This is a genomic window from Streptomyces olivaceus (assembly GCF_000721235.1).
GTDB lineage: Bacteria > Actinomycetota > Actinomycetes > Streptomycetales > Streptomycetaceae > Streptomyces > Streptomyces olivaceus.
The window spans coordinates 291,995-318,494 of the sequence record NZ_JOFH01000027.1; the positions used below are offsets into that span (position 1 = coordinate 291,995).

Annotated in this window: 24 protein-coding genes; 14 read left to right on the top strand and 10 right to left on the bottom strand. The window is 73.6% G+C overall.

Going from position 1 to position 26,500, the window contains the following annotated elements; genetic code table 11:
* Window positions 1–64: 64 nt before the first annotated feature.
* Window positions 65–1,498 carry a sensor histidine kinase gene (locus tag IG94_RS0127790; protein ID WP_031042997.1) on the bottom strand — a complete coding sequence of 478 codons (1,434 nt, stop codon included), beginning with the start codon at window positions 1,496–1,498 and terminating at the stop codon, window positions 65–67.
* Window positions 1,495–2,238, bottom strand: coding sequence for a response regulator transcription factor (locus IG94_RS0127795; RefSeq protein WP_031043000.1), 744 nt, complete (start codon window positions 2,236–2,238; stop codon window positions 1,495–1,497). Before IG94_RS0127795 ends, IG94_RS0127790 begins: the two co-directional genes overlap by 4 nt.
* Before the next feature lie 88 nt (window positions 2,239–2,326).
* Here IG94_RS0127795 and IG94_RS0127800 point away from each other — a divergent pair, with 88 nt between their 5' ends.
* From IG94_RS0127800 to IG94_RS0127830, 7 genes are all read left to right on the top strand, one after another.
* Window positions 2,327–3,676 carry a ferredoxin reductase family protein gene (locus tag IG94_RS0127800; protein ID WP_031043002.1) on the top strand — a complete coding sequence of 450 codons (1,350 nt, stop codon included), beginning with the start codon at window positions 2,327–2,329 and terminating at the stop codon, window positions 3,674–3,676.
* Window positions 3,677–3,872: 196 nt separating this feature from the next.
* A complete protein-coding gene (locus tag IG94_RS0127805) occupies window positions 3,873–4,289 on the top strand; it encodes an FMN-binding protein (RefSeq protein ID WP_031043005.1) in 417 nt (138 codons plus the stop codon).
* Window position 4,290: 1 nt separating this feature from the next.
* Window positions 4,291–5,073 carry an FAD:protein FMN transferase gene (locus IG94_RS0127810; protein ID WP_052410887.1) on the top strand — a complete coding sequence of 261 codons (783 nt, stop codon included), beginning with the start codon at window positions 4,291–4,293 and terminating at the stop codon, window positions 5,071–5,073.
* A 136-nt stretch (window positions 5,074–5,209) separates the two neighbouring features.
* Window positions 5,210–6,388, top strand: coding sequence for an ABC transporter ATP-binding protein (locus IG94_RS0127815; RefSeq protein ID WP_078892451.1), 1,179 nt, complete (start codon window positions 5,210–5,212; stop codon window positions 6,386–6,388).
* A complete protein-coding gene (locus IG94_RS0127820) occupies window positions 6,385–7,089 on the top strand; it encodes an ABC transporter permease (RefSeq protein ID WP_031043013.1) in 705 nt (234 codons plus the stop codon). Before IG94_RS0127815 ends, IG94_RS0127820 begins: the two co-directional genes overlap by 4 nt.
* Window positions 7,086–7,751 (top strand): ABC transporter permease, encoded by a 666-nt coding sequence (locus tag IG94_RS0127825; protein ID WP_031043016.1) that lies wholly within the window; start codon window positions 7,086–7,088, stop codon window positions 7,749–7,751. Before IG94_RS0127820 ends, IG94_RS0127825 begins: the two co-directional genes overlap by 4 nt.
* A 118-nt stretch (window positions 7,752–7,869) precedes the next feature.
* Window positions 7,870–8,832 carry an ABC transporter substrate-binding protein gene (locus IG94_RS0127830; protein WP_031043019.1) on the top strand — a complete coding sequence of 321 codons (963 nt, stop codon included), beginning with the start codon at window positions 7,870–7,872 and terminating at the stop codon, window positions 8,830–8,832.
* A gap of 74 nt (window positions 8,833–8,906) precedes the next feature.
* Here the strand turns inward: IG94_RS0127830 and IG94_RS0127835 are convergent, their stop codons facing one another.
* The 7 genes from IG94_RS0127835 to IG94_RS0127865 all read right to left on the bottom strand — a co-directional run bounded on the left by IG94_RS0127835 (window position 8,907) and on the right by IG94_RS0127865 (window position 15,585).
* Window positions 8,907–9,530 carry a GTP-binding protein gene (locus IG94_RS0127835; RefSeq protein ID WP_031043022.1) on the bottom strand — a complete coding sequence of 208 codons (624 nt, stop codon included), beginning with the start codon at window positions 9,528–9,530 and terminating at the stop codon, window positions 8,907–8,909.
* The gene (locus IG94_RS0127840) at window positions 9,517–9,876 is read right to left on the bottom strand and encodes a DUF742 domain-containing protein (RefSeq protein WP_031043024.1); all 360 of its coding nucleotides are present in this window, start codon (window positions 9,874–9,876) and stop codon (window positions 9,517–9,519) included. The genes IG94_RS0127835 and IG94_RS0127840 overlap by 14 nt, the downstream gene beginning before the upstream one ends.
* Window position 9,877: 1 nt before the next feature.
* Window positions 9,878–10,297, bottom strand: coding sequence for a roadblock/LC7 domain-containing protein (locus IG94_RS0127845; protein ID WP_003972853.1), 420 nt, complete (start codon window positions 10,295–10,297; stop codon window positions 9,878–9,880).
* On the bottom strand, window positions 10,294–12,966 hold the full coding sequence (locus tag IG94_RS0127850) for a sensor histidine kinase (protein ID WP_031043026.1): 2,673 nt from the start codon (window positions 12,964–12,966) through the stop codon (window positions 10,294–10,296). The genes IG94_RS0127845 and IG94_RS0127850 overlap by 4 nt, the downstream gene beginning before the upstream one ends.
* A 65-nt stretch (window positions 12,967–13,031) precedes the next feature.
* On the bottom strand, window positions 13,032–14,045 hold the full coding sequence (locus IG94_RS0127855) for a substrate-binding domain-containing protein (RefSeq protein WP_031043029.1): 1,014 nt from the start codon (window positions 14,043–14,045) through the stop codon (window positions 13,032–13,034).
* A gap of 431 nt (window positions 14,046–14,476) precedes the next feature.
* Window positions 14,477–14,935, bottom strand: a complete 459-nt coding sequence (locus IG94_RS0127860) for a DUF6114 domain-containing protein (RefSeq protein WP_031043030.1) — start codon at window positions 14,933–14,935, stop codon at window positions 14,477–14,479.
* Window positions 14,935–15,585 (bottom strand): DUF6230 family protein, encoded by a 651-nt coding sequence (locus IG94_RS0127865; RefSeq protein WP_031043032.1) that lies wholly within the window; start codon window positions 15,583–15,585, stop codon window positions 14,935–14,937. Before IG94_RS0127865 ends, IG94_RS0127860 begins: the two co-directional genes overlap by 1 nt.
* A 626-nt stretch (window positions 15,586–16,211) precedes the next feature.
* Between IG94_RS0127865 and IG94_RS0127870 the strand changes: the two genes are divergently transcribed.
* The 7 genes from IG94_RS0127870 (at window position 16,212) to IG94_RS0127900 (ending at window position 24,516) form a co-directional block, all read left to right on the top strand.
* Entirely contained in the window at window positions 16,212–16,868 is a 657-nt protein-coding gene (locus IG94_RS0127870) for a hypothetical protein (RefSeq protein WP_031043035.1), read from the top strand.
* 206 nt (window positions 16,869–17,074) lie between these two features.
* The gene (locus IG94_RS0127875) at window positions 17,075–17,722 is read left to right on the top strand and encodes a ScbR family autoregulator-binding transcription factor (RefSeq protein ID WP_031043038.1); all 648 of its coding nucleotides are present in this window, start codon (window positions 17,075–17,077) and stop codon (window positions 17,720–17,722) included.
* Between the two features lie 101 nt (window positions 17,723–17,823).
* Window positions 17,824–19,071, top strand: a complete 1,248-nt coding sequence (locus tag IG94_RS0127880) for a damage-control phosphatase ARMT1 family protein (RefSeq protein ID WP_031043040.1) — start codon at window positions 17,824–17,826, stop codon at window positions 19,069–19,071.
* Window positions 19,072–19,255: 184 nt separating this feature from the next.
* Entirely contained in the window at window positions 19,256–21,466 is a 2,211-nt protein-coding gene (gene cyc2 / locus IG94_RS0127885; protein WP_052410888.1) for a germacradienol/geosmin synthase Cyc2, read from the top strand.
* A gap of 75 nt (window positions 21,467–21,541) precedes the next feature.
* The gene (locus IG94_RS0127890) at window positions 21,542–22,129 is read left to right on the top strand and encodes a PDZ domain-containing protein (RefSeq protein ID WP_031043046.1); all 588 of its coding nucleotides are present in this window, start codon (window positions 21,542–21,544) and stop codon (window positions 22,127–22,129) included.
* Window positions 22,130–22,348: 219 nt separating this feature from the next.
* Window positions 22,349–23,479 carry an aminopeptidase P family protein gene (locus IG94_RS0127895; RefSeq protein ID WP_031043048.1) on the top strand — a complete coding sequence of 377 codons (1,131 nt, stop codon included), beginning with the start codon at window positions 22,349–22,351 and terminating at the stop codon, window positions 23,477–23,479.
* A gap of 101 nt (window positions 23,480–23,580) precedes the next feature.
* On the top strand, window positions 23,581–24,516 hold the full coding sequence (locus tag IG94_RS0127900) for a phosphotransferase family protein (protein WP_031043050.1): 936 nt from the start codon (window positions 23,581–23,583) through the stop codon (window positions 24,514–24,516).
* A gap of 112 nt (window positions 24,517–24,628) precedes the next feature.
* Here IG94_RS0127900 and treZ read toward each other — a convergent pair whose 3' ends face one another.
* Window positions 24,629–26,374 carry a malto-oligosyltrehalose trehalohydrolase gene (treZ, locus tag IG94_RS0127905; RefSeq protein WP_031043052.1) on the bottom strand — a complete coding sequence of 582 codons (1,746 nt, stop codon included), beginning with the start codon at window positions 26,372–26,374 and terminating at the stop codon, window positions 24,629–24,631.
* Between the last annotated feature and the right edge of the window lie 126 nt (window positions 26,375–26,500).

Here is a 26,500-nt window from a genome sequence, read left to right on the forward strand (position 1 = left end):
AGAGGGGAACGGTCGCAGGCGGCCACCGGAGGGTCCGATCCGGTCTCCACGCGTCGCGAAGCGCTCAGTGGCCGGTGGCCGGGAGGGTGACGGTGAAGACCGTGGCGCCCGGTTCGCCGGTCAGTTCGACCGTGCCGCCGTGCGCCCGCACCAGGGAGGCCGCGACGGACAGGCCCAGGCCGCTGCCGCCGCGGTCGCGGCTGCGGGCCTTGTCGACGCGGTAGAAACGGTCGAAGATCCGCTCCCGGTCCGCCGCCGGGATGCCCGGACCCGTGTCGGCCACCGACACCCGGGCTGCCTCGGGCGTGCCGGAGAGTGTGACCGAGACCGCGGTGCCGGGCGGGGTGTGCACCGCCGCGTTGGTGAGCAGGTTGTCGAGCACCTGCCGGACGCGCTGCGGGTCCAGGTGCGCCCGCACCGCCGCCGGCCCGGTCCGCAGCGTCAGCGGATGCCCGGGATGCCCGGCGCGGAAGGCGTCGGCGGCCTGCCGCACCAGCTCCGTGAGGTCCGTGTCCTCCCGGCGCAGCGGCGCCTCCACCTCGTCCGCGTCCAGCCGGGCGAGCAGCAGCAGGTCGTCCAGGAGCCCGCCCATCCGGGCCGCCTCGGCGCGCAGGCGGGCCAGGTGCCGCTCCCGTTCGGCGGGTTCGTTGGCCGCCGCGTACTGGAAGAGGTCGGCGTAGCCCCGTACCGACATCAGCGGTGTGCGCAGTTCGTGGGAGGCGTCGGCGACGAACCGGCGCAGGCGCTGCTCGGCCTCCGCGCGGACCGCGAGCGACGCGTCGATGTGCTCCAGCATGGTGTTGAAGGCGGTCCGCAGCTCCGCCACCTCCTGCCCGCCGTCGCGGCCGTCGGCCCGCAGCGGCAGCCGGGCGGCCGACTCGGTCAGGTCGTGCGAGGCGATGCCGTGCGCCGTGCTCGCCATGTCGCTCAGCGGCTTCAGACCGCGCCGCAGCATCCGCCGCCCGAACACCACCAGGGCCGCCAGCGCCAGCCCGAAGACGATCACCTGCACCGTCACCAGCTGGTCCACGGTGTCCTCGACGTCCCCCATGGGCGCGGCGCTGACCAGCACCACGCCGGGCTCCACCTCGCAGGCCCGCAGCAGGTACGGGCCGTGCCCGCCGATCCGCACGGTGCGGGTGATGTCCTTCTCGGAGCGGGCCATCGTCCGGGCCAGCTCGGTCAGGGAGCGGCTGTCCGCCGGCACCTCGGCGGGCGTGCGCAGGTCCGCCGAGCCGCCGGAGACGTCGTACACGGCGGTGTACCAGCCGTAGTACGGCTTGCGCTGCACCGTGCCGTGCGCCGCCGCGTCCTTGGACTGCACGACCTGCACCAGCTTCATCTGGTCGGCGAGCTGCCGCTCCAGGTAGTCCCGCATGTACGCCGTCAGCACCGTGCCGACGACCGCGAACACCACCAGCGACAGCACCCCGAGGCCCAGTGCGAGCCGGGTACCGAGCCGCAGCCCGCGGTAGGCGCGCCAGAGCCGCCGGATCACCGGGCCGCCCGGCGCAGCGCGTAGCCGAAGCCCCGCACCGTCTGGATCAGCGGCTCCGCCCCGTCGGCGTCCGGCGCGGTCTCGTCCAGCTTGCGGCGCAGCCGGCTGACGACCAGCTCCACGACGTTGGACCGGCCGCCGAAGCCGTACTCCCACACGTGGTCGAGGATCTGCGCCTTGGTCAGCACGGTCGGCGACTTGCGCATCAGGTAGCGCAGCACCTCGTACTCGGTCGGGGTCAGCGACAGCCGCCGCTCGCCCCGGCGCACCTCGCGGGTGTCCTCGTCCATGGTCAGGTCCGCCACCCGCAGCACCGACCGCTGGAAACCGGGCCCGGCGCTGCGCCGCAGCACGGTCCGCAGCCGGGCCATCAGCTCCTCCACGGCGAACGGTTTGACCAGGTAGTCGTCGCCGCCCCGGGTCAGCCCCGCCACCCGGTCGGCCACCCCGTCGCGCGCCGTCAGGAACACCACCGGCACCATCGTGCCCGAGCGGCGCAGCCGGTCCAGGACGCCGAAACCGTCGACGTCCGGCAGCATCAGGTCGAGCACCACGATGTCCGGCCGGAAGTCGCCGGCCAGCCGCAGCGCCTGCTCGCCGGAGTTGGCGGTGACCGCCTCCCAGCCCTCGTAGCGGGCGACGGTGGCCACGAGATCGGCGATGGGCGGGTCGTCGTCCACCACGAGCAGTCGTACTTTCTCCACCCGCTCATACTGCGCCACCGGCCGCCCGCGCCCCATACCGCGGGTACGGCCGTTCCGTGATCGATAACTACTTGAAAGTCGCCCGACAGGAAAACGACAGGCCGGCCGGGTGAAGCTCGGTGCCGTGACCACAGTCCCGAGCGCCCCCCACCGCCCGCCGCCGCCCGCACCGGCCCTGCGTCCCAGGGCCGTGGCCCGGACCGGCCTGTACGCGATCCTCGCCGCCAACGCCGTCGCCGTGGCCGTCCTCTTCGCGCAGGCGGGGTTCGCCGCCAACACGCTCGTCGTCCTCGGCCGCCTCACCGGCCTCTACGGGGCCCTGCTCATGGCCTTCCAACTGGTCCTGGTGGCCCGCCTGCCCTGGTTCGACCGGCGGATCGGCATGGACCGGCTGACCTCCTGGCACCGCTGGACCGGCTTCGCCGTCCTGTGGACGCTCCTCGCCCACGTCGTCTTCATCACCTTCGGCTACGGCCGCTCGTCCGGCATGGACCCGCTCAACCAGCTCGTCGACCTCGCCGAGACCGTCGAGGGCGTGCTGCGCGCGCTGGTCGAGCTGGCCCTCCTCGTCGTCGTGGGAGCGGTGTCGGCGCGCGCCGCCCGGCGCAGGATGGCGTACGAGACCTGGCACTTCCTCCACCTGTACACCTACGTCGCGGTGGTCCTCGCCTTCACCCACCAGGTCGCCGCCGGGACGTCGTTCACCTCCTCGCCCGCCGCGACGGCGTACTGGTACACCCTGTGGGGCGCGGCCCTCGGCGCGGTGCTGGCCGGCCGGGTCGTCCTGCCGCTGTGGCGCAACCTGCGCCACCGGCTGCGCGTCACCGCCGTCGTCCCCGAGAACGACCACGTCGTCTCCGTCTACCTCACCGGCCGCGACCTGGACCGGCTGCCCGCGCGGGCCGGGCAGTTCTTCCTCTGGCGCTTCCTGACCCGCGACCGCTGGTGGCAGGCGAACCCCTTCTCGCTCTCCATGGCCCCCGACGGCCGGCAGCTCCGCCTCACCGTCAAGACCGCGGGCGACGGCACCGCCGCCCTGCGCCGCATCGAGCCCGGCACCCGCGTCTTCGCCGAGGGCCCCTACGGCGCCTTCACCGCCCTGCACCGCACCCGCCCCGACACCCTGCTGGTCGCCGGGGGCGTCGGCGTCACCCCGATCCGGGCCCTCCTGGAGGAACTGCCCGGACACGCCGTGCTGGTGTACCGCGTCGCCACCGACCGCGACGCCGTCCTCCACGACGAACTGCGCGACCTCGCGCACGCCAAGGGCGCGGAACTGCACCTGGTCACCGGGCCCGCCGTCCCCGACCGGCTCGGCCCGCGCGGCCTCGCCGCCCTCGTCCCCGACGTCGCCGACCGGGACGTCTACGTCTGCGGCCCGCCCGGCATGACCACCGCGGTCCTCGCCACCCTGCGCGAACTGGGCGTGCCCAAGGCGCAGATCCACGCCGAACGCTTCAGCCTCGCCGGTTGACCCCGCCCCGCCGGACGACCCCGCCCCGCCCCGGTCCGCCGTCGTACCCCGGTCCGCCGTCGTACCCCGGTCCGCCGCCGCGCCCCGTCCCGCCGTCGTACCCCGGTCCGCCGCCGCGCTCCGACCCGCCGTCGTACCCCGGTTCGCCATCGCCCGCCGCCCTGTCCCGCCGCCCCGCCGAGAGGAACCCCGCACCGTGAAGCGCGCACTGCCCGTGCTGGTCCTGAGCATCGCCGGTCTCGTACCGGTCTGGCGCTACGCCCCGTCCCCCGAGGCCGTGACCGCCCCGGCCGCCTCGTCGGAGGCGTCGGTCGCCCCCGCCGCGCCGTCCGGCGGTTCCACCGTCGCCGCCGGTCCCGTCGTCGGCACCGAGAAGGGCCCCGTCCAGGTGGAGGTCACCTTCGAGGAGCGGCGGATCACGGCCGTACGCATGCTCCAGCAGCCCGACCACCCGCAGACCACGGCCGCCGTGCCCCGGCTGATCGAGGAGACGCTCGACGCGCAGAGCGCCGACGTGGACACCGTCTCCGGCGCCACGATCACCAGCGACGGCTACCGCGAGTCCCTGCAGGCCGCCATCGACGCGCAGGCCGCACAGGGCGCCGGTGCCTGACGTGCGGCGCGTCGAGCACGTCATGGGCTTCCCGGTCTCCCTCCGCCTCGACGATCCCGTGGGCCCCGGCGGCGTCCCCGAGGCGGCCGTGGACGGTGTCTTCGCGTGGCTGCGGGAGGTCGACGCGCGCTTCAGCCCGTTCCGGCCCGACAGCGAGGTGAGCCGCCTCGACCGCGGCGAAGTGCCCCGGCCGAGCGCCCAGCTGCGGGAGGTGCTCGACCTGTGCGAGGAGTACCGGGCCGCCACCGGCGGCGCCTTCGACGTCCGGCTGCCGGGCCGGGGCCTGGACCCCTGCGCGGTGGTCAAGGGCTGGTCGGTGCAGCGGGCGGCCGAGTCGCTGCGCGCGGCCGGGGCCCGCGGCTTCTGCCTCAACGCCGGCGGTGACGTGGTCGCCGCCGGCGGGCCCTGGCGGGTCGGCGTACGCCACCCCGAGCACGCCGACCGGCTGTGCACCGTCCTGGAGGTCGCCGACGGGGCGGTCGCGACCTCCGCCCGCTACGAACGCGGCGACCACATCGTCGACGGCCGCACCGGCCGCCCGGCGACCGGGCTGCTCGCCGTCACCGTCGTGGCCCCGACCCTCACCGAGGCGGACGCGGTCGCCACGGCGGCCTTCGCGATGGGCACCGAGGGCGTCGCGTGGGCCGCCGCCCGCGAGGGCTGCGAGGTCTTCGCCGTGGACGCCGGCCGCCGGGTGCTGCGCACCCCCGGGCTGCCGGTCGCGGGGGCGGCCCCCGGCCCCGGGCCCGCGGCCGGAAAGGAGCACACCGCGGCACCGGTGTGAACCCCCGGTCGGCGGGAAGAAGTCGCCCCGAACCGAAGGGCCCCGCAGATCCGCCGTCTACACTCGACCGGCGACGGCCCCACCGACCGCGGCCGGAGCGGGCAGCTTCTGCCAGACCCGAAGGGTATTCGGCGTTTTGATACGCATGGAATCAGTCACCAAACGCTATGCGGACGGGACGGTGGCGGTCGACCGGCTGTCCCTGGAGATACCCGACCGCGCCATCACGGTCCTCGTCGGTCCCTCGGGCTGCGGCAAGACGACCACCCTGAGAATGATCAACAGGATGGTCGAGCCCTCCGAGGGAACGATCCTGCTGGACGGCGAGGACCTCCAGCAGCAGCCCGTCACCACCCTGCGCCGGTCGATGGGCTACGTCATCCAGAACGCCGGGCTCTTCCAGCACCGGACGATCCTCGACAACATCGCCACCGTGCCCCGCATGACCGGCTGGGGCAAGCAGAAGTCCCGGGAGCGGGCCGCGGAGCTGATGGAGCGGGTCGGCCTCGACTCCTCCCTCGGCAAGCGGTACCCGTACCAGCTCTCCGGCGGCCAGCAGCAGCGCGTCGGCGTGGCCCGGGCGCTCGCCGCCGACCCGCCCGTCCTGCTCATGGACGAGCCGTTCTCCGCCGTGGACCCCGTCGTCCGCAAGGGGCTCCAGGACGAGCTGCTGCGCATCCAGGACGAGCTGGGCAAGACCATCGTCTTCGTCACGCACGACATCGACGAGGCCATCAAACTGGGCACCATGGTCGCGGTGATGCGCACCGGCGGCCACCTCGCCCAGTTCGCGCCGCCCGCCGAGCTGCTCTCCGACCCCGCCGACGCGTTCGTCGAGGACTTCCTCGGCGCCGACCGCGGCATCCGGGGGCTGTCCTTCTTCCCGTCCACCGGCCTGGAGCTGGCCACCGGCCCCGTCGTACGGGTGGACGCCACCGCCGAGCAGCTCACCGCGCCCGGCGCGCCCTACCTGCTGGTGACCGACGCGGACGACCGCCCGCTGGGCTGGGCCGAGCCGCGGGAGCTGCGGGCCGGCGAGATCACCGCCGACGCGCTGCTGCCGTACGGGCGGCCGTTCGTGGCCGGCACCGACTCGCTGCGCGCCGCCCTCGACTGCGCCGTCCTGTCGCCCACCGGCTGGGCGGTCGCGGTCGACGCCGAGGGCCGGGTGACCGGCGTCGCCTCGCAGGCGACCATCGGCGAGGCCATCCGTGCGGCCCACGGCACGGGGAGCACCGCCGGCACGCGGGCCGGGGAGCGCACCGGCGACGCGGCGGCCGACGGTCCCGCCGACGTGACGAAGGTCGCGCCGTGAACGGCTTCTTCGACATCCCGAGCGACCTCGACAACACGTACTTCGGCCTGATCGGCCTGCACCTGCGCGAGGCACTGCTGCCGGTGCTCGTCGGCCTGCTGGCCGCGCTGCCCGTCGCCCAGCTCTGCGTGCGCTTCCGCTGGCTGTACCCGCCGGTGCTCGGCGTGACCACCGTCTTCTACGCCGTCCCCTCGCTGGCCGTCTTCGTCGTCCTCATCGACTACACCGGCCAGACCGAGCTGACCGTGATGATCCCGCTGGCCGTCTACAGCCTGGTCGTCCTCGTCCCGGCGATCGTCGACGGTGTGCGGTCGGTGCCCGAGGAGACGCTGGCCGCGTCCACCGCCATGGGCTTCGGACCCGTACGCCGCTACCTCCAGGTGCAGCTGCCGATCGCCGTGCCCGCGATCCTCGCCGGGCTGCGGGTCGCCGTGTCGGCGAGCATCTCCCTGGTCAGCGTCGGCGCCCTCATCGGCAACCAGGGCGCCCTCGGCAACCTGCTCGCGGACGCCCAGAAGTACGGCCGGCCCGAGCTGGCGGTCAACTCCGTCCTCACCACCGCCGTACTGGCCGTCCTGTGCGACGCACTGCTCGTCCTGGTCCGCAACCTGCTGACGCCGTGGATGCCGCGCGGCGGGGGCGGGCGCCGCCCGAAGCAGGCCGCGGAGCGGCCCGAACCGCAGGAGGCGGCGACCCGGTGAACGTCCTCAACTTCGTCAACGCCTTCTTCAGCGACAGCGCCCACTGGCACGGCTACGACGGCATCCCGCAGCGCCTGCTGGAACACGTCCAGTACACGCTGATGGCGCTCGGCCTCGCGGCGGCCGTCGGGCTGCCCGTCGGGCTGCTGACCGGGCACACCGGGCGCGGCGGCAACGCCGTCGCCTTCGTCGCCACCGCCGCCCGCGCCCTGCCCAGCTTCGGCCTGCTGGTACTGATCGCCGTCGTCGTCGGCATCGGCCTGCTGCCCGTGATGGTGCCGCTCGTCGTGCTCGCGATCCCGCCCATCCTGGTCACCACCTACGAGGCGGTCCGCTCCGTCGACCCCTCGCCGGTGGACGCCGCCCGGGGCATGGGCATGCACGAGTCGAGCATCCTCTTCCGCGTCGAACTGCCCGTCGCCCTCCCGCTCGTCCTGAGCGGACTGCGCTCGGCGGCCATCCAGGTCGTCTCCACGGCGACCATCGCCGCCTACGTCAGCCTCGGCGGGATCGGGCGCTACATCATCGACGGGCTCTACCAGCGCAACTACGAGAAGGTGGTCGGCGGCGCCTCGCTGGTGGCCGTCCTGGCACTCGTCACCCTCGCCGTCTTCTGGGCGGCCGGGCGGCTGGCCGTCTCGCCGGGGGTGCGCAGGCGCTGACGCCGGGGCGGGCGGGAGCGGTGGCGGCGGTGGCAGCGGTGGCGGCTGGGAGCGAGTGGGGCAAACCGTAACCAGGCCGTTCTTGACTGTCGTACAGCCGGATCGTTTGGATCGGTGGATGACTTCTAGCACGAAGAGCAGCAGGTCCAGGACCAGGCACACCGGCGCGGCGGCCGTCGCGCTCACCGCTGCGGCGGCGCTGCTCGCGGGCTGTTCCTCCGACTCCGAAGACACCTCCGACAACCCGCTTGCGGGCGACAAGGCGGAGGCGGGCACCGTCGTCGTCGGTTCGAACAACTTCGCCGAGAGCACCCTGCTCGCCGACATCTACGGCGAGGCGCTCAAGGCCAAGGGCCTCAAGGTCACCTACAAGCACAACATAGGCAGCCGGGAGACGACGTACGGCCTGATGAAGAACGGCTCCGTCACAGTGCTGCCGGAGTACAACGGCTCGCTCCTCGCCTACCTCGACCCCAAGGCCGAGCAGGGGTCCGCCGACGCCGTCAACGAGGCGGTGAAGGGCAAGCTCGACAAGAAGCTCACGCTCCTCGAGTCCTCGCCGGCCGAGAACAAGGACTCGGTGACCGTCAACGCCGAGACCGCGAAGAAGCACGGCCTCACCGCCGAGTCGACCCTCGCCGACCTCAAGGACGCCGCACCGGACCTGGTGATCGGCGGCTCGCCGGAGTTCCAGACCCGGCAGCAGGGGCTCAAGGGGCTGGAGTCGGTCTACGGCCTGAAGTTCAAGTCCTTCAAGGCGCTCGACGCGGGCGGCCCGCTGACCCAGTCGGCGCTGACCAAGAACGACGTGCAGGCGGCGGACCTCTTCACCACCGACCCGACCATCGTCAAGGAGAAGTTCGTCGTCCTGAAGGACTCGGAGAACCTCTTCGGCCACGCCAACGTGACTCCGCTGGTCACCAAGGAGGGGCTGTCCGACGAGGGCGTCGCCGCGCTCAACGCGGTCTCCGCCAAGCTGGACACGGAGACGCTCCTCGACCTGGACGCCCAGGTCCAGCTGGACAAGAAGGACCCGCTGGACGTGGCCAAGGAGTGGCTCAAGTCCGCGGGTCTCTCCTGACGCGTTCCGGCACCCTCCCGACGTTCGGCGGCGTCTCCTGACGTTCGCCGACGTCTCTTGACGCCAGACGCCCGTTACGACGCCGCGGCCCCGGTCGCGGCGTCGATCAGCTGGTCGATCAGGGCGATGAGCACGTCCCGGCTGGAGGTCCGCTCCCGCGCGTCGCACAGCAGCACCTGGACGTGGTCCGGCAGCGCGAGCGCCTCGCGGATCTCCGCGGCCGGGTACGGGTGGCGGCCGTGGAAGCCGTTGACGCCGACGACGAAGGGGATGCCCCGCCGCTCGAAGAAGTCGATCGCGGCGAAACTCGACTCGGGCCTGCGGACGTCGACCAGGACCACCGCCCCGAGCGCCCCGATCGCCAGGTCGTTCCACATGAACCAGAACCGCTGCTGTCCGGGCGTGCCGAACAGGTACAGCACCAGGTCCCGGGTGATGGTGATCCGCCCGAAGTCCAGGGCCACGGTCGTGGCCCGCTTCTCCTCGATGCCGGCGAGATCGTCGATGTCGAGTCCCGCCGCGGTCAGCGGCTCCTCGGTACGCAGCGGGGCGATCTCGCTCACCGACCCGACCATGGTGGTCTTGCCGACGCCGAAGCCCCCGGCGATGAGGATCTTGACGGCATCCGGCGCGGCGGAGCGCGCGGTGGGGCGGGGGGATGCCGTGGGCGCCGGAGCGGCGCGGTCAGAGCCGGCCAAGGCCGTCCCTCACTTTCTGCAGCAGGTCCAGGTCCGGTGTGGCGAGGTTGACCGGGTGCGGCGGCCGGGCCGTGATCCGGTCCGCCTCCACCAGGTCCGAGAGCAGGATCACGACCACGCTCACCGGCAGGTCGAGGCGGGCCGCGACCTCCGCCACGGCCACCGGCCTGGCGCACAGCCGCAGGATCCGCAGGTGCTCGGGCTGCGGACGCGCGGCCCGGTCGGGCTGCGGATCGCACGCGGTCACCGTCGTGATGAGCGTGAAGTCGGCGCGGCTGGGCCGGGTCCGGCCGCCGGTCAGGGTGAACGGCCGTACGAGCCGGCCCCCCGCGTCGCCTCCGGTCACGTCACTCGCCGGGGCCGGCGGTGGCCCGCGGTGCCGCGCTCAGGTGCTCGCCGATCTTCTTCACCAGCATGTTCATCTGGTACGCCACGACGCCGACGTCGGCGTTCGGCCCGGTGAGCACGACCAGGTGCGCGCCGGGGCCGGCGGAGGTGAGGATCAGGTAGCTGTTGGCCATCTCGATGAGCGCCTGGCGGACCGGGCCGCCGCGGAAGTCCATGCTGACGCCCTTGCTCAGACTCATCAGCCCCGAGGCGGTCGCCGCCAGCCGCTCCGCGTCGTCCCGCAGGAACCCGGTGGACTTGCTGACGACCAGTCCGTCCTCGGAGAGCACCACCGCCTGGTTCACGTCGGCGACCCGCTCCACGAGTCCGGTGAGCAATTGATCCAGCTCGGTGTGCGTGGCGGGGGAGGGTCGGGTCATCGGCTGTCCTTCGTCGGCGATCGGCGGTCGGCAGGGGGAGTCGAGGGGGCGGCTGAGGAGAAAACCTGGCCGTCGGAGGCGGAGTGGTCGCCGGGGGTGGGGCCGGCGCCGTGGTCGGGGCCGGCGTCGTGGCCGGGGTGGGCCGGAGGCCCGGCGGGGTCGGGGCCGAAGTGGGTGCCGTTCATGCCGTCGTCCGTGCCGTCGTGCGCGTCGTCGTCGGTCTGGGCCCGCAGCGAGCCGCGCTGGAAACCGGCGAGGGAGGAGGCGGCGCGCTCGGCCGTGAAGTCGGCCCAGTCGTCGGACGAACCGTTCCTGCCGCCCCGGCCGCCGAGGTCCTCGTCGCGCAGTTCGGCGGCGAGGCTGGTCTGCGGCACCCTCCGGGGCAGCGGCGCCAGACCGCCCCGCTCGGCGGAGTCGGCGGCCGGCGCGGACCGGCTCACGGGGAGCGGCCGCGGCGGCCGTACGGGCCGTTGCGCGGGAGCAGCGCCGTTCGACGCCGGCCCGGCGGGCGAGGCCGTCCGTCCGGCTCCGCCGACTGCCGCGGTCACGGCGAAGTCACCGGAGGAGCCGGGGGATCCGGGGGAGCCGAGGGAGCCGGAGGGACCCGAAGACGGGGAGGCGGCGGAGGCGGCGGAGGAGACGGACGGGCGGGCCGAGCCGGCCGGGTCCGCCATGTCGGACGTGGGCACCGCGGGTATCCCCCTCCCGTCGCCGGACCCGCTCCCGCCGGTCACGTCACGGACCACGATCTCGTACGGGATCAGCACGATCGCCGTGGTCCCGCCGTACGGCGACGGGCGCAGCGTGACGGTGACGCCGTGCCGGTGCGCGAGGCGTGCCACCACGAACATGCCGAGCCGCAGGTCGTCGGCGAGGGCCACCACGTCGAACTGCGGCGCCACCGCCAGCTGTTCGTTGAAGGAGGCGTAGTCCTCCTCCGACATGCCGAGCCCGCGGTCCTCGATCTCGATCGCCAGACCCTTGGCCACCAGCGCCGCCCGCACACCGACCGGGTTGGGGGCGGGGGAGTACGCGGTCGCGTTGTCGATCAGCTCGGCGAGCAGGTGGATCACGTCCGCCACCGCGGGCGGGGCGAGGCCGACCTCCTCGTCGGCGTGCAGCTCCACGCGCTGGTACTCGGCGACCTCGCCGACGGCGCTGCGCAGGATGTCGACCAGCGAGACGGGCTCGCGCCAGGTGCGCCGGGGCTGCTCGCCGCTGATGATGACGAGGTTTTCCTCGTAGCGGCGCAACTGGCTCGCCGTGGAGTCCAGTTCGTACAGCCCCTTGAGGATCTCGGGGTCGGTGTGCTCGCGTTCCAGCGCGTCCAGCTTGCCGAGCTGCATGTTGACGAGGTTCTGGCTCTGCCGGGCGATGCCCAGGATCACCTTCTGGAAGCCGCGCCGGGTGTCGGCCAGTTCGACCGCGGTGTGCACGGCGGTGCGCTGGGCCGTGTTGAACGCCTGCGCGACCTGGCCGAGTTCGTCGTGCCCGTAGTCCAGCGGCGGCGTCGCCGACTCCACGTCGACCTTCTCGCCCCGCTCCAGCCGGGCCACCACGTCGGGCAGCCGCTCCTCGGCCAGGCCGAGCGTGGCCAGCCGCAGCCCGCGCAGGCGCCGGGAGAGCGAACGGGTGATGCGCCAGGAGATGAAGACGCAGAGCAGCAGGGCCACCAGGCCGCCCGCGCTGAGGATGCCGGCCTTGATCAGCAGGCCGCGGGCCTCACCGGCGCTGCGGTCGAGGAGTCCCTCGGTCTGCTGCCGGATGAGCTGGCCGTACTGGACGCGGATCTTCTCGAAGGCGGTGACCCAGCGCTGCCGCGCGTCGGGCAGGTCGATCCGGTTCTCCCCGCCCGCCGTGCGGGCCGCGAGCACCTGGTCCTCGACGTCCTGCATCGACTTCCACTCGGCGCTCGCGAGGATCCGCTCGGTCTGCGTCTTCGCGCTGCCGCTCAGGGAGGGCACGATCTGGCTCTGCACCAGCCAGCGGCGGGTGTGCACCAGCTGGGTGAATCGCGTCCACTGCTCGTCGTCCATCCGGTCGGACGGCCAGGCCAGCGTGAGCCGGGCGTCCTCCTGGGAGGCCAGCTCGGCGGCCTGCTCCAGGGAGACCAGCGGGCCCGCCTGCGAAGTGAGGTCGCCGTCGTCGACCTGGGAGAGCTCCTGGAAGGCGTGGATCTGGTCGTCGACGATCGAGGTGAACTGGTCGAGCGCCTGCTCGGAGGTGATGTCGGTGGGGTTGTCCACCTGGCTGCGGTAGTACTCCAGGCTGGTCACCGAGCCGAGCACCGAGTACAGCCGGTCCGAGATACGGGAGGGGGCGCGGTCGATCGCGTTGGACTGGCCGACCAGTTGCGCGACCGCCGCGTCCGTCTTCTCGCGCTGCTCGTCCAGTGCCGTCCGGTCGCCGTCCGGCGCGGCCAGCCACGCGGCCGACAGGCTGCGCTCCTGCTGCAGGGCCAGGGTGGCCTCGGTGCCCATGGCGCCGGTGTCGCGGCTCAACTGCGTCTGGGCACGCAGCTGCAGTCCCTCCGAGAACATCTGGATCGTCGTGACGCTCCACATCCCGGCGAGGGTGACGCCCGGAACCAGCGCGAGGAGGATCAGGGAGAGACGTATGGAGCCGAGGCGGCGCCGGGCACCCTTCTTCCGTGTCTTCCGTGCAGGCATTGTCGTCCTAGGCGATCAGTGGGTGGGGGCGGATATGCGCCGGCGTCGGCTGCCGCGGGGCCCGGTCACCGGGTGCCTCCCGCAGCGTACTTGCCGACCTCGTCGGCGTTCTCGCGGGTCACGAACGCGGGCCCGGTCAGGACCGGGGCCTCGGTGCCGCCGCTGACGTTGCCGTTGGTGCGGTACAGCCACAGGGCGTCCACCGAGAGGTAGCCCTGGAGGTACGGCTGCTGGTCGACGGCGAACTGGATGTCCCCGCGCTTGATGGCGGCGATCAGGTCCTCGCTGAGGTCGAAGGTGGCCACCTTCGCCTTGCTGCCCGCATCGTCGACCGAGTCGACCGCGGTCAGGGCGAACGCCGCGCCGTTCATGACCACCTCGTCGATGCTGTTGTCCTGCTTCAGCCGGGCGGTGACGGACGTGCGGACGGCCTCCATGTCGCTGCCCTCGACGTAGAGCATCTCTGTCTCGCCCTCGAAGGTCTTCTTCACGCCGGCGCAGCGTGCCTCCACGGCGACGTTGCCCCGCTCGTGGATGACGCACAGGGCGTGCTTGGCCTTGAGGGAGTTCAGCTTGTCGCCGACGGCGCGGCCGGCGACGCTCTCGTCCTGGCCGAAGTAGGTCAACAGGCCGGTCCCACGCCAGGCGTCCATGCCGGAGTTGAGGCCGACGACGGGGATGCCGGCGGCCTTGGCCTCGGCCACCGGTGCCTTCATGGCCTGCGTTTTGGCCAGCGTCACGGCGATGCCGTCGACCTTGTCGCGGACGGCGTCGCGCACCAGGTCGGCCTGGTCGGCGGTGTCGGCGTCGCCCGCGTAGGTGAGGTCGACGCCGTCCTTCGCGGCCGCCGCCTCCGCGCCCTTGCGGACCCGGTCCCAGAAGGCGTCGCCCTCGTCGCCGTGGGTGACCATGACGATCCTCATCCGGTTGGATCCGGACCCGCCCGCGGCGTCTGCCGCCGAGCCGTCCTCGTCCCCGCCGAATACGGAGCAGCCTGCGGCCAGCAGACAGACGGCCGCGGCGAAGGCCGCGGCGCGCAGAGGTCTGAAGGAGTGGGTGGACGGGTGAGATGTACTCATGGGGGTTGGGGCACCTCGCTGTGCAGCCGAGCAGGAGGAACGGGACGAGCGTCCCGGAGCCGCGGGTCAGTGCGCCAACCGGGTGAAACTCGCCTGGCCGGAGCAAACCGTGTGTGACGGCTGGGAGTCAAGTGATCAGCGACCTGGTGTGAGTCGTCGGTGCCGCATCGTGATGAACGCGGTCGGCGAAAGCGGGCGGAAGCGGAATCCCGGGCGGTATGCAGCCACGGGGGCGCACGTCCGCCGTGCTCGGCACCCGACGTCCGGCACCGGGCGTCCGGCACCGGGTATCCGGCACCGGGTATCCGGAATCGGGTACCGGGCGGGCGGCGCCGGGTATTTGGAATCGGGTGCCGGGCGGGCGGCGCCCGGCGTCCGTGCTCCGGGTGCGTGCCGGAGCGCGGATGCCGGGCGGTCCGTGCGCCGGGTGGTCAGGCGGTGCCGCCCGCGCCCTGCTCCAGGGGCGGCGGGGCCGTGCGTGCGGCCCGTGCCGCCTTCCTGCGGCGTCGGCGGTCGCGGCGCGACTCCTGGTCCGGAAGCCAGCCGAAGACCAGGCAGCTGCCGACGCAGCCGAGGAGCAGCCCGACGAGGAAGCCGCCCAGGTTGGAGGTGATCCAGGTGCCCAGGGAGGCCAGCACGCCGATGAGGGAGTAGAAGAGGCGCTGGGCGGGGTTCACCAGCGCCAGCACTCCGCACAGCAGCATCACGACCGGCAGCAGGTACCCGGCGGCGCCCTGCATGCCGACGTGGATCACGACCTTGAAGGACGCCTTCATGGTGAACAGGACCTCGGCCCCGCCCAGGGCGAGCAGCAGACCGCCCCAGAACGGCCGTCCGGACCGCCAGTCGCGGAACGCGGCCCGGAAGCCCCTGCGCCGGTCGCCGGGCATCAGCAGCCCGACCCGCTGAAGCGCAGCTTGAGGCCGGGCAGCTTGAACACCGCGGCCGTGGTGGCGTAGTTGGTCTGACGCAGGTTCTTGATGTGCACGGTGTCGGCCTGCTGGCTGAAGACGCCGATCGGTCCGCGCCCCTTCGGTCCCGCCTTGTCCAGCGTGCCGGCGTCGTTGCCGATCTCGATGTTGTTGAAGGAGGCGTCGCCCGACAGGAACGTCGAGTCGGTCGTCAGATCGCTCGCGGAGACCCGGGTGCTCCCGTCGCCCGCGGTGATGAGGAGGTTGGTGCCGCCCAGGTCGACGCTCTGGCACAGCTTGGTGAGCTTGGCGTTCTCGATCACCGAGGTGACGACCAGTACCTGGCCGCCGGTGTCGCCGGCGTTCGGACTGCCCTCGGCCATGTTGTCGAGTCCGCCGAACTGGGCGAATCCGTTGCCGTCGAGTTCCGTGGCGGTGACGGTGAAGGGCATGCCGGAGATGGCGAACTGCACGCCGAGGGCGCCCTGGGCGGTGAGGACCGCCAGAGTCGCGGTGACGGCGGCGGCGGGCACCGCGAGGACCGCGGCCCGGCGCAGCCTGACCCGGCCGGGTCTCGCGTGCTCGGAGGTGTTGCCGGCGGACGGGGTGTCGTCCGGGGACGGGGCCATGTCTGCTCCCAGAGGCATAGTGAACGCGGTTCGGGCTTCAGTGGCGCGTTGTCCTGGCGCGGACAGCGGCTGGGGCGCACGTCTCCCGTCAACTCCCGGCGGTTGCAGGGGCGTTCACGTTACGCACCAGTAGCCATTCGGGAAGTTACCGGTGGTTACAGTGCAGGGTCAAGCAAGTTGTGAGTAAAGAGTGGGGGTTGCGTGCCGCCTGCCGCTTTCTCTGTGCGGTGACCTCTGCGTTGCGCGAGAATGCGGGCTTCCTTCGTCCATCTGCTTGACGCAGACACGACATCAGCCTTACAACTGGCTCTGTTTCCCGGATCCGTGGCGCCGGATCCGTTCCCGCGGCGCTCGCCGCTTTCCCGGCCCCGTTCTCCACGGGGGCTCCGCCGCACTCGCGGGTCAGACCCGCGCCCGCCGGTGTCGCACCGTCCGCCGGCGGCTCCGCGCCGCGTGCACCACCGTTCCCACGCTCCGAGCCCGGCACCGCACCGCGCCCGCCGGACCGTCACGGCACCCGTCACGGACGCACGGTTCCCGGACCCCGGCACACCGGCCCGGCCGGGACTCCGCGCGCCGGTCCGATTCCGCTTCACCGAACCCCACTTCAGAGAAGAGGCAGCCGCATGCGTACCCGTACCCTGCTCACCCTCACCGCCGCCGTCGCCGCCCTCGCCCTGCCGGCCGCGGTCCCCGCCGCGGCCGCCGCCGACACCCCGGTCCTCACCACCGGCACCGCCGGCGGCACACCCGTCGCGGTGGGGGACACCCTCACCGCCCCGCTGGCGAGCGGCACCAGTGCCACCTTCCGCTCCAGCGCGGGCGGCAGCAGCGGCGTCTCCTGCACGTCCTCGCAGTTCACCGTCACCGTCACCGACAACCCCACGGCCCCCGGCACGGCCGCCGAGTCGCTCACCGCCCACACCTTCGACAGCGCCAGTTGCTCCAGCAACGTCACCGGCGTCCTCGGTGTCACCGGCATCCAGGTCGCCAACCTGCCCTACACCACCACCGTCTCCTCCGAGGGAGCCGTTGCCGTCACCCCGCCGAGTGGTTCCACCGTCCGCACCACCGTGTCCCTGCGCACCCTGCTCGGCAGCATCAACTGCGTCTACGAGGCCCCGGGCCTGAGCGGGACGGCGGCCAACGACGACAACTCGATCGCCTTCGCCGACCAGCACTTCACCAAGGTCTCCGGCTCCGGACTCTGTTTCGCCGACGGCTACTTCACCGCCACCTACGCGCCCGTGACCGACGGCAGCGCGACCGTCTTCGTCAACTGACGGAAACCGCCCCGGCACCGTCCCGGCACGGCGTCGAAACCCCCGGTCCGCCCGGCCCGCCCCGCAACGGGCGGACCGGGCCCCGGCACGTGCGGACGGCCGGCAAGGGTCCTGATCTGACGGGCAGTTAGCCGGTGAGTTATCGTGTACAGGGGGTGCAGACAGGCGGCACAGCCTGTGAGTTCCAGCCCAGGAGAGATCAGTCGATGGCGAGGCAGCTACGCGCCGAGCAGACCCGCGCGACGATCGTCGGCGCCGCCGCCGACCTGTTCGACCGTCGCGGCTACGAGTCGACCAGCCTGAGCGAGATCGTCGCCCACGCCGGTGTCACCAAGGGTGCCCTGTACTTCCACTTCGCGGCGAAGGAGGACCTCGCCCACGCCATCATGGAGATCCAGTCCACGACCTCGCGCCGACTGGCGACGGAGCTGGCCGCCCGGGGCTACACCGCGCTGGAGTCGCTGATGCGGCTCACCTTCGGCATGGCCCGGCTGTGCGAGGAGGGTCCGGTCCTGCGCGCCGGACTGCGGCTGGCCGCCGGGGGAGTGCCGGTACGGCCGCCGCTGGCGCACCCCTTCACCGAGTGGCGGGAGATCGCCACCTCCCGGCTGCTGGACGCCGTCCGGCAGTCCGACGTGCACCCGGACATCGACGTGGCCTCCGTCGCCCACACCCTCGTCTGCTCCATCGTCGGCACCCGGCTCGTGAGCGGCGCCCTGGAACCTGCCGGGCGGCAGCCGCGCCGGCTGGCCGAGATGTGGCACATCCTGATCCGCGGCATGGTCCCGGTGACCCGGCGCGCCCGCTACGTCACCCTCGCGGCCCGCCTGGAACGCGAGACGCCCACGGCCTGACGGAGCCCGGGGTCCCGCGTGCCCGGCGGGTGCGCGGCCAGGCCGCCGTCCGCCGCGCGGGAGGCGGTTCCCCCGACGGCCCGCGCGGTACGGTGAGGCGCATGCCCGCCACCCCGGCCGAGTCCGCCCCCGTCATCCTCGGCGACGAGCCGGGGTCCTTCCCGCACGGCGTGCTCGCCGAGCGGCACCCCGCCATCGTCCGGCAGGTACGTGCGGCGTTCCCCTACGGCCCCGAAGTGCGGGACGCCCTCGACGCGCTCCTCGCGAGCTGCGCCGACGGGGTGGTCGAACCGGTGCCCGCCGGAGCCGACCCCACCGGCCGCGACCGGGAGCGCTGGGCGGGCTGGGGCATGGACGCCTACGCCGGCCGCTCCTGGTACGACGTGCCCTGGCTGTGGGCCGAGAGCCACTTCTACCGCCGGCTCCTCGACGCCGTCGGGTACTTCGGCCCCGGCGTCTGGCAAGGCGTCGACCCCTTCCGGCCCGCCAAGCTCGCCGAACTCGACGCCCCGGAGACCGGCGAGGAACTCGCCGCCCTCGACACGCTCGCCGACCTGCCCGCCGAGGAGCGGATCCGGGCCCTGCTGCACGGCTCGCTCTGGGGAAACCGCGCGGACCTCGGCTTCCGCCTCTCCGAGGGCGGCACCGGCACCCGGGAACAGGTGGACGCCCTGGTCGCCGACGACAGCGACGCCCTGTGGTCCCTGCTGCCGCCCGCCGGGACCGGCCCCACCGGCCCCACCGGCGCCGCGGGCGCTGCGACACCCGCCCGCCCCAGGACCTTGTGCCTCGTCGCCGACAACGCCGGCCGGGAGCTTGTCCCCGACCTGCTCCTCGTGTCGCACCTGCTCGCCGAGGGCCGCGTCGACCGGGCGGTGCTGCACCTCAAGCCGTACCCCTACTACGTCTCCGACGCCACGCCCGCCGACCTGCTCGACGCGCTGCGGCGCCTCACCGCGGCGGGCGGCACGGCGGCGGCGTACGGCGAACGGCTGTGGAACGCGCTGGCCGACGGCCGCGTCACCGTCCGCGCCCACCCCTTCTCCTGCGCGCCCCTGCCGTACGCGGAGATGCCCGACGACCTGCGCGCGGAGTTCGCCGCGGCCACCGTCACCGTCCTCAAGGGAGACCTGAACTACCGCCGCCTGGTGGGTGACCGGTGGTGGCCGCCGACCACGTCCTTCGCGGACGCCACCGGGTACTTCCCCGGCCCGGTCGCCGCACTGCGCACCCTGAAGTCCGACGTGGTCACCGGCCTGACCGCCGGGACCGAGGCGGCCCTCGAGGCGAGCGGGGAGCGGCGCTGGCGGACGAGCGGGACGCACGCGCTGATCCAGGTGCGGCGCTGAGCGGGTCCGGGCGGTGCGCCGGGCCGGCAGGAGCGAGGTGCTGAGCCGGCCGCGCGAGATGCCGGGCCGATGCGAGCGAGGTACCGAGCGCGGAAAGTTCCCGGATTCGGCGCTTGTTCACGCGATGGTGTGATCATGTGCGGCCCGGGGGATGTGCCCGAAGTGCCCTGGGTAGGGCCCGGCCATGACGCAACAGCCGTTCGAACTCCCGCACTTCTACCTGCCGCATCCCGCGCGCCTCAATCCCCATCTCGACGAGGCCCGCGCCCACTCGACGACGTGGGCCCGCGAGATGGGCATGCTGGAGGGATCCGGGGTCTGGGAGCAGTCCGACCTCGATGCGCACGACTACGGACTGCTCTGCGCCTACACCCACCCCGACTGCGACGGACCGGCGCTCTCCCTGATCACCGACTGGTACGTGTGGGTCTTCTTCTTCGACGACCACTTCCTGGAGAAGTACAAGCGCACCCAGGACCGCCTCGGCGGCAAGGCGCACCTGGACCGGCTGCCCCTGTTCATGCCCCTGGACCCCACCGCCGGCATGCCCGAGCCGGAGAACCCGGTCGAGGCCGGCCTCGCCGACCTCTGGACACGGACGGTGCCGGCCATGTCGGCCGACTGGCGCCGCCGCTTCGCGGTCGCCACCGAGCACCTGCTCAACGAGTCCCTGTGGGAGCTGTCCAACATCAACGAGGGGCGGATCGCCAACCCCGTCGAGTACATCGAGATGCGCCGCAAGGTCGGCGGCGCCCCCTGGTCGGCGGGCCTGGTGGAGTACGCGACGGCGGAGGTGCCCGCCGCCGTCGCCGGGACCCGGCCGCTCAGGGTGCTGATGGAGACCTTCTCCGACGCCGTCCACCTGCGCAACGACCTCTTCTCCTACCAGCGGGAGGTCGAGGACGAGGGCGAGCTGAGCAACGGCGTGCTGGTCCTGGAGACCTTCTTCGACTGCACCACCCAGGAGGCCGCCGAGCTGGTCAACGACGTCCTCACCTCCCGGCTGCACCAGTTCGAGCACACGGCGTTCACCGAAGTGCCCGCGGTGGCCCTGGAGAAGGGGCTGGCGCCGTCCGGTGCCGCCGCCGTCGCCGCCTACACGAAGGGGTTGCAGGACTGGCAGTCCGGCGGGCACGAATGGCACCTGCGCTCCAGCCGGTACATGAACAAGGGCGCGCTGCCCACCGCCGGCTGGCAGGCCCTGACCGGCCCCGGCACCTCGGCCGCGGACGTCGGCGCGCTGCTCGCCGCCGCGGCCGCCGGACGCGCCCGCCCCTACGCCTGGACCCCCTTCCAGAAGGTCGGACCGTCCGTCATCCCGGACATCCGCATGCCGTACCCGCTGGAGCTGAGCCCCGCCCTGGAGGGCGCCCGGCGCCATCTGTTCGAGTGGTGCGCGGAGATGGGCATCCTCAGCGAGGGCGTCTGGGACGAGGACAAGCTCGCGAGCTGCGACCTCCCGCTGTGCGCCGCCGGCCTCGACCCGGACGCCACCCAGGACCAGCTCGACCTCGCCTCCGGCTGGCTCGCCTTCGGGACCTACGGCGACGACTACTACCCGCTGGTCTACGGCCACCGCCGCGACCTGGCCGCGGCCCGCCTGACCACCGCCCGGCTGTCGGCCTGCATGCCGCTCGACGGCGAACCGGTCCCGCCGCCGGCCAACGCCATGGAGCGCTCCCTGATCGACCTGTGGGCGCGTACGACGGCCGGGATGACGCCCGAGGAGCGGGAACCCCTGAAGACGGCCGTCGACACGATGACCGAGGCCTGGGTGTGGGAGCTGGCCAACCAGATCCAGAACCGCGTCCCCGACCCGGTGGACTACCTGGAGATGCGGCGGGCCACCTTCGGCTCCGACCTCACCCTGGGCCTGTGCCGCGCCGGCCACGGCCCCTCGGTGCCGCCCGAGGTCTACCGCAGCGGCCCCGTCCGCTCCCTGGAGAACGCCGCGATCGACTACGCCTGCCTGCTCAACGACGTCTTCTCCTACCAGAAGGAGATCGAGTACGAGGGCGAGATCCACAACGCGGTGTTCGTCGTGCAGAACTTCTTCGGCGTCGACTACCCCGCCGCCCTCCGCGTCGTGCAGGACCTGATGAACCAGCGCATGCGCCAGTTCGAGCACGTCGTCGCACACGAACTGCCCGTCGTCTACGACGACTTCCAGCTCTCCGACGAGGCGCGGGAGATCATGCACGGCTACGTGACCGACCTGCAGAACTGGATGGCGGGCATCCTCAACTGGCACCGCAACGTGCCGCGCTACAAGGCGGAGTACCTCGCGGGGCGCACCCACGGTTTCCTCCCGGACCGGATCCCGGCCGTGCCCGTCTCCGCGTCCCTGTCGGTGCCCGTCTCCGAGTGGGGAAGGAGCCCCGTGCCGACGCCCTGACCGACGTTCAGTCTCACTCTTTCGTGGCTCGTCACGCGCCGGTGCGCCGGGTAGAGCACTTCCCGGAGGCGATCCATGGAACAGACAGCGTTGCGTCCCAAGCCGATGCCCGGCCGGGAACCGGGCCGCGGCACCGAACCCGCCGCCGCCCGGCGTCCGCGGCCCGGGCGCCGGCGCCGCCGGGTCACCACCGTGCTGCTCGGCGTGCTCGCCGCGCTCGTGCTGCTCCTCGCGGGCGTGGGGCTCGGCACGGTGGGTGCCACGGTGGCGGGCATGAGCAGACTCGCCGAGATGCAGCGCGGGCCGGCGGCGCAGGAACCGGGCGCGGGGGCCTCGCCGGGCCACCGGGCAGCCCCGGCGCACCCGTCGGCCGCCCCCTCGCCGTCCCCGGCGCCGGCCGGGGCGACCCTCGGGGTGGAGGCCGTGGACGACCGGAAACCCGGGGCCCGGATCGTGGGCGTCCACATGCCCGGCCCCGGATTCGCGGCGGGGCTGGTCCGGGGCGACGTACTCCTCACCTTCGGTACGACCCGCGTCGACTCGGCCGCCGACCTCGCCCACGCGGTGGCCCGTGCCCGCCCGGGCAAGGGGGTCAGAATCACCGTGCGCCACGAGAGCGGCGGCTACCAGCAGCTCACCGCCGTCCCGGGCGTCGTCACGTGACCGCGGGCGGGCGGCTCGGGACCGGCCGGTGCCGCCCGCACGCGTGCGGCACGCGTGCGGCGCGCACCGGGCCGGGACCGAGGCCCGCGTTGCGGCCGGGCGTCGCCCCTTGACGGGTGATCCACGTCAATTGGCTCGCGCTGACCCCGTGCCGGGGGCAGGATGCTGCTCGTAGTGACTTCGTCCTTCGCACTCGCCCCTTCGCCCAGGGAGGCCCGGATGACCGGCAGCCACGCCGCCGCTTCCTTCACCGCCGACGACTACCGGGCCCGCATGGACCGCGCCGCGCGTGCGGCCGCCGGCGCCGGGCTGGCCGGACTCCTGGTCGCCCCGGGCCCGGACCTCGTGTGGCTCACCGGCTACACGCCGCCGGCCGACACCGAGCGCCTCACCCTCCTCGTCCTTGCCCCCGACCGCGACCCCGTGCTCGTCGTCCCGGCGCTGGAGGCCCCCGACGCCCGGAACGCCACCGGCGCGTCCGCGCTGACCCTGCACGACTGGACCGACGGCAAGGACCCCTACGCGGCCACCGCCGCCCTCCTCGGTGCGTCCGGGCGTTTCGGCATCAGCGACAACGCCTGGGCCATGCATCTGCTCGCCCTCCAGCGGACCCTGCCCGGCACCTCCTACGCCTCCCTCACCGAGGCGCTGCCCATGCTGCGCGCCGTGAAGGACGCGGCCGAGCTGGACCTGGTGGCGGCGGCGGGCGCGGCGGCAGACGCGGCCTTCGAGGAGATCCGCGACGTGCGTTTCGGCGGCCGCCGCGAGTCGGAGGTCGCCGCCGACCTGGCCGGGCTGCTGCGCCGGTTCGGGCACTCCCAGGTCGATTTCACCATCGTCGCCTCGGGGCCGAACGGCGCCAACCCGCACCACGAGGTGGGCGACCGCGTCATCGAGGACGGCGACATGGTCGTTCTCGACTTCGGCGGCCTGAAGGACGGCTACGGCTCGGACACCTCCCGCACCGTCCACGTCGGCGAACCCACCGACGAGGAGCGCCGGGTGCACGACCTGGTGCGCGAGGCGCAGGAGGCCGGCTTCCGCGCGGTGCGGCCCGGCGCCGCCTGCCAGGACGTCGACCGGGCCGCCCGCGCGGTCATCGCCGGCGCCGGATACGGCGAGTACTTCATCCACCGCACCGGGCACGGCATCGGCGTCACCACGCACGAACCGCCCTACATGATCGAGGGCGAGGAGCAGCCCCTCGTGCCCGGCATGTGCTTCTCCGTCGAGCCCGGCGTCTACCTGCCCGGCCGGTTCGGGGTGCGCATCGAGGACATCGTCACCGTCACCGAGGACGGCGGCCGGCGCTTCAACGACACGACCCGGGAGCTGGTCGTCGTGGAGTGACCGGACGCGGCGGGACCCGGGACGTCCGGAAGACGCGGCGCCCCCCGGCGGACGCCGCAGACCTGGCAGACCCGGCAGACCCGGAAGACGGCGGCGCGACCATGACCCAGGCACCGACACCCACCGCGGACACCGTCCGCCGACTGGTCGGCTCCCTGCTCGGCGGAAGCACGGAACCCGACGTCCGGCCCGTCGCCGCGGGCGCCGACCCCGCCACCTGGTGGGTCGGCCCCCGGCACGTGCTGCGGCTGGCCCCCGACCGCGACGCCGCCGTGCGCCAGCGCCGCGAGCTGCGCCTGCGCGAGCTGGTCCGGCCGTGCGTGCCGGTCGCGGTGCCGACGAGCGTGGCGCACGGCGAGTGGGCGCCCGGACTGACCTACACGCTGGACGCCAGGCTGACCGGGGGCTCGGGGGAGGACCACGACGTGTCCGCCCTGGGCGAGGCGGACCTCGCGGCGCTGCTGACCGGGATGCGCGAGGTGCCGGCCCGGCAGGCCGAGGCCCTGGGCGTGCCCCGGGCCGCCCCGCGCTCCCTGGAGACACTGCGCCGGACCGCCGAGCGGGCCGCCCGGCGCCTGGCCGAGGCCGACGAGTTCGACCCGGCCCGGCCCGAGCGGCTGACCGGCCAGGCAGCGGCCCAGCTAGGTGCCCAGCAGGGCACGGCGGTCCTCGTCCACCACGCCCTGGCCGGCGAACACCTCGTGGTCGGCGCCGACGGCCGGGTGCGCGGCGTCCTCGGCTGGACCGACGCGGTCCTCGGCGACCCGGCCGAGGACATCGCGGGGCTGGCCCTCTGCGTCGGCGCACCCGCCGCGGTCCGCGCCGCCACCCTCGCCGGCTACGGCGCCCGCCCCTGCCTGCGCGGCCTGTGGCTGGCCCGCTGCGACACGGTCGTCCAGCTCGCCGACGCGCTCCACGGGCGGTCCGGTCCGCCCCCGGCCGCCCTGCTCAGGACGCGGCTGCGGCGCGCCTGGGAGCCGATCCTGCTGGAACGCGTGACGGAACTACGCGGAGACGACCCGGACGAGGCGCCCTGAAGCCCTTCGGCCCCCGGCCCTCGGCGTCCCCGGGCGCCGCGCCGCCGCCGCGCCCGTGCCGCCCCTCATTCCCCCTCGCTCCTGTCGCCCCCTGTCACCCCTGCACCCCCTGTCACTCCTGTACGAGTACCACGCTCGACTCGCCCGGCAGGTGGAGGAGGCCGTCCGGGCCCGGGCCCGTCACCGGTTCCCACGCGGCCAGGACGCGTGCGGGGCGGTTGCCCAGGGGGATCGCCGCCGGTCCGGGGCCCAGATTGACGGCCACCCGGATGTCGCCGCGCCGGAAGGCCAGCCAGCGGGCCGCCGCGTCGTAGGCCACCCTGCTGTCCGCGAGGTCGGGGTCGGTCAGGTCCGGCTGCCCGGCGCGCAGGGCGACCAGCCGCCGGTACCAGTCCAGCACGCGCGCGTGCGGCTCGCGTCCGGGCTCGGACCAGTCGAGGCAGGAGCGCTCGCGCGTCGCCGGGTCCTGCGGGTCGGGCACGTCCTCCTCCCGCCAGCCGTGCGCGGCGAACTCGCGCCGCCTGCCGTCGCGCACGGCCCGCGCCAGCTCCGGGTCGGTGTGGTCGGTGAAGAACTGCCACGGCGTACCGGCCGCCCACTCCTCGCCCATGAACAGCATCGGAGTGAAGGGCGCCGTCAGCGTCAGGGTGGCCGCGCAGGCCGCCAGGCCGGGGGAGACGAGGGCGGCCAGCCGGTCGCCCTGGGCGCGGTTGCCGATCTGGTCGTGGGTCTGGCTGTAGCCGGTCAGCCGGTGTGCGGCGGTGCGGGCCCGGTCGAGCGGGCGGCCGTGGCCGCGGCCCCGGAAGCTGGACCAGGTGCCGTCGTGGAAGTAGCCGCGGGTCAGCGTCTTGGCGAGCGCCGCCAGCGGATCGCGCGCGAAGTCGGCGTAGTAGCCCTGCGACTCGCCGGTCAGCGCGGTGTGCAGGGCGTGGTGGAAGTCGTCGTTCCACTGCGCGTGCACGCCCAGACCGCCCTCCGCGCGCGGCGTGATGATCCGCGGGTCGTTCAGGTCGGACTCGGCGATCAGGAACAGCGGGCGGCCCAGGTCGGCCGCGAGCGCGTCCACCGCGGCCGACAGCTGCTCCAGGAAGTGGCACGCGCGCGTGTCCACCAGGGCGTGCACCGCGTCCAGGCGCAGCCCGTCGAGCCGGTAGTCCCGCAGCCAGGCCAGCGCGCTGCCCACCAGGTACGCCCGGACCTCGTCCGACCCCGGCGCGTCCAGGTTGACGGCCACGCCCCAGGGCGTGTGGTGGGTGTCGGTGAAGTACGGGCCGAAGGCCGGCAGGTAGTTGCCCGAGGGGCCCAGGTGGTTGTGGACCACGTCCAGGACGACGCCCAGGCCCAGTTCGTGGGCCCGGTCCACGAACCGTTTCAGTGCCTCGGGCCCGCCGTACGGCTCGTGCACCGCCCACAGCGAGACGCCCTCGTATCCCCAGCCGTGCCGGCCGGGGAAGGGGCACAGGGGCATCAACTGCACGTGGGTGACGCCCAGTTCCACCAGATGGTCCAGGCGTGCGGCGGCGGCGTCGAGCGTTCCCCCGGGCGTGAAGGTGCCCACGTGCAGCTCGTACAGGACGCCGCCGGGCAGTGGGCGCCCGGCCCACGGCGTACGCCACGGGTACCGGTCGTGGTCGACGACCGCGCTGAGTCCGTCGGGACCGTCCGGCTGCCGGCGCGAGCGCGGGTCGGGCAGCACCGGCCCGTCGTCCACCGCGAAGCCGTACCGCGAGCCGTCACGCGCCTCGCTCCGGCCGCACCACCACCCCGGCCGCTCCGGATCCTGCTCCAGCGTGCGCGTGACGCCGTCGCACTCCAGCGTCACCCGGCCGGCCTGCGGTGCCCACACCTCGAACTGCACGGACGGTTCCCCTTCGTCTGCCCACCGTGACACAGCCCGTCCATGGTCCTGCATCGGCGGCCGGTCCGCCGGGGAATGCCGCCGCCCGCCGCGGGTGTCGTCGGCGCACCGCGCGCGGCGGCCGTT

Bases quoted from the DNA above. Each gene is read 5' to 3' on its own strand.
- IG94_RS0127880 (WP_031043040.1), top strand. From the start codon at position 17,824: ATGCCCGCCACCCCGGCCGAGTCCGCCCCCGTCATCCTCGGCGACGAG.
- IG94_RS0127875 (WP_031043038.1), top strand. From the start codon at position 17,075: ATGGCGAGGCAGCTACGCGCCGAGCAGACCCGCGCGACGATCGTCGGC.
- IG94_RS0127860 (WP_031043030.1), bottom strand. From the start codon at position 14,935: ATGCCCGGCGACCGGCGCAGGGGCTTCCGGGCCGCGTTCCGCGACTGG.
- IG94_RS0127830 (WP_031043019.1), top strand. From the start codon at position 7,870: ATGACTTCTAGCACGAAGAGCAGCAGGTCCAGGACCAGGCACACCGGC.
- IG94_RS0127865 (WP_031043032.1), bottom strand. From the start codon at position 15,585: ATGGCCCCGTCCCCGGACGACACCCCGTCCGCCGGCAACACCTCCGAG.
- IG94_RS0127855 (WP_031043029.1), bottom strand. From the start codon at position 14,045: ATGAGTACATCTCACCCGTCCACCCACTCCTTCAGACCTCTGCGCGCC.
- IG94_RS0127795 (WP_031043000.1), bottom strand. From the start codon at position 2,238: ATGGGGCGCGGGCGGCCGGTGGCGCAGTATGAGCGGGTGGAGAAAGTA.
- IG94_RS0127895 (WP_031043048.1), top strand. From the start codon at position 22,349: ATGACCGGCAGCCACGCCGCCGCTTCCTTCACCGCCGACGACTACCGG.
- IG94_RS0127870 (WP_031043035.1), top strand. From the start codon at position 16,212: ATGCGTACCCGTACCCTGCTCACCCTCACCGCCGCCGTCGCCGCCCTC.
- IG94_RS0127850 (WP_031043026.1), bottom strand. From the start codon at position 12,966: ATGCCTGCACGGAAGACACGGAAGAAGGGTGCCCGGCGCCGCCTCGGC.
- cyc2 (WP_052410888.1), top strand. From the start codon at position 19,256: ATGACGCAACAGCCGTTCGAACTCCCGCACTTCTACCTGCCGCATCCC.
- IG94_RS0127900 (WP_031043050.1), top strand. From the start codon at position 23,581: ATGACCCAGGCACCGACACCCACCGCGGACACCGTCCGCCGACTGGTC.
- IG94_RS0127845 (WP_003972853.1), bottom strand. From the start codon at position 10,297: ATGACCCGACCCTCCCCCGCCACGCACACCGAGCTGGATCAATTGCTC.
- IG94_RS0127890 (WP_031043046.1), top strand. From the start codon at position 21,542: ATGGAACAGACAGCGTTGCGTCCCAAGCCGATGCCCGGCCGGGAACCG.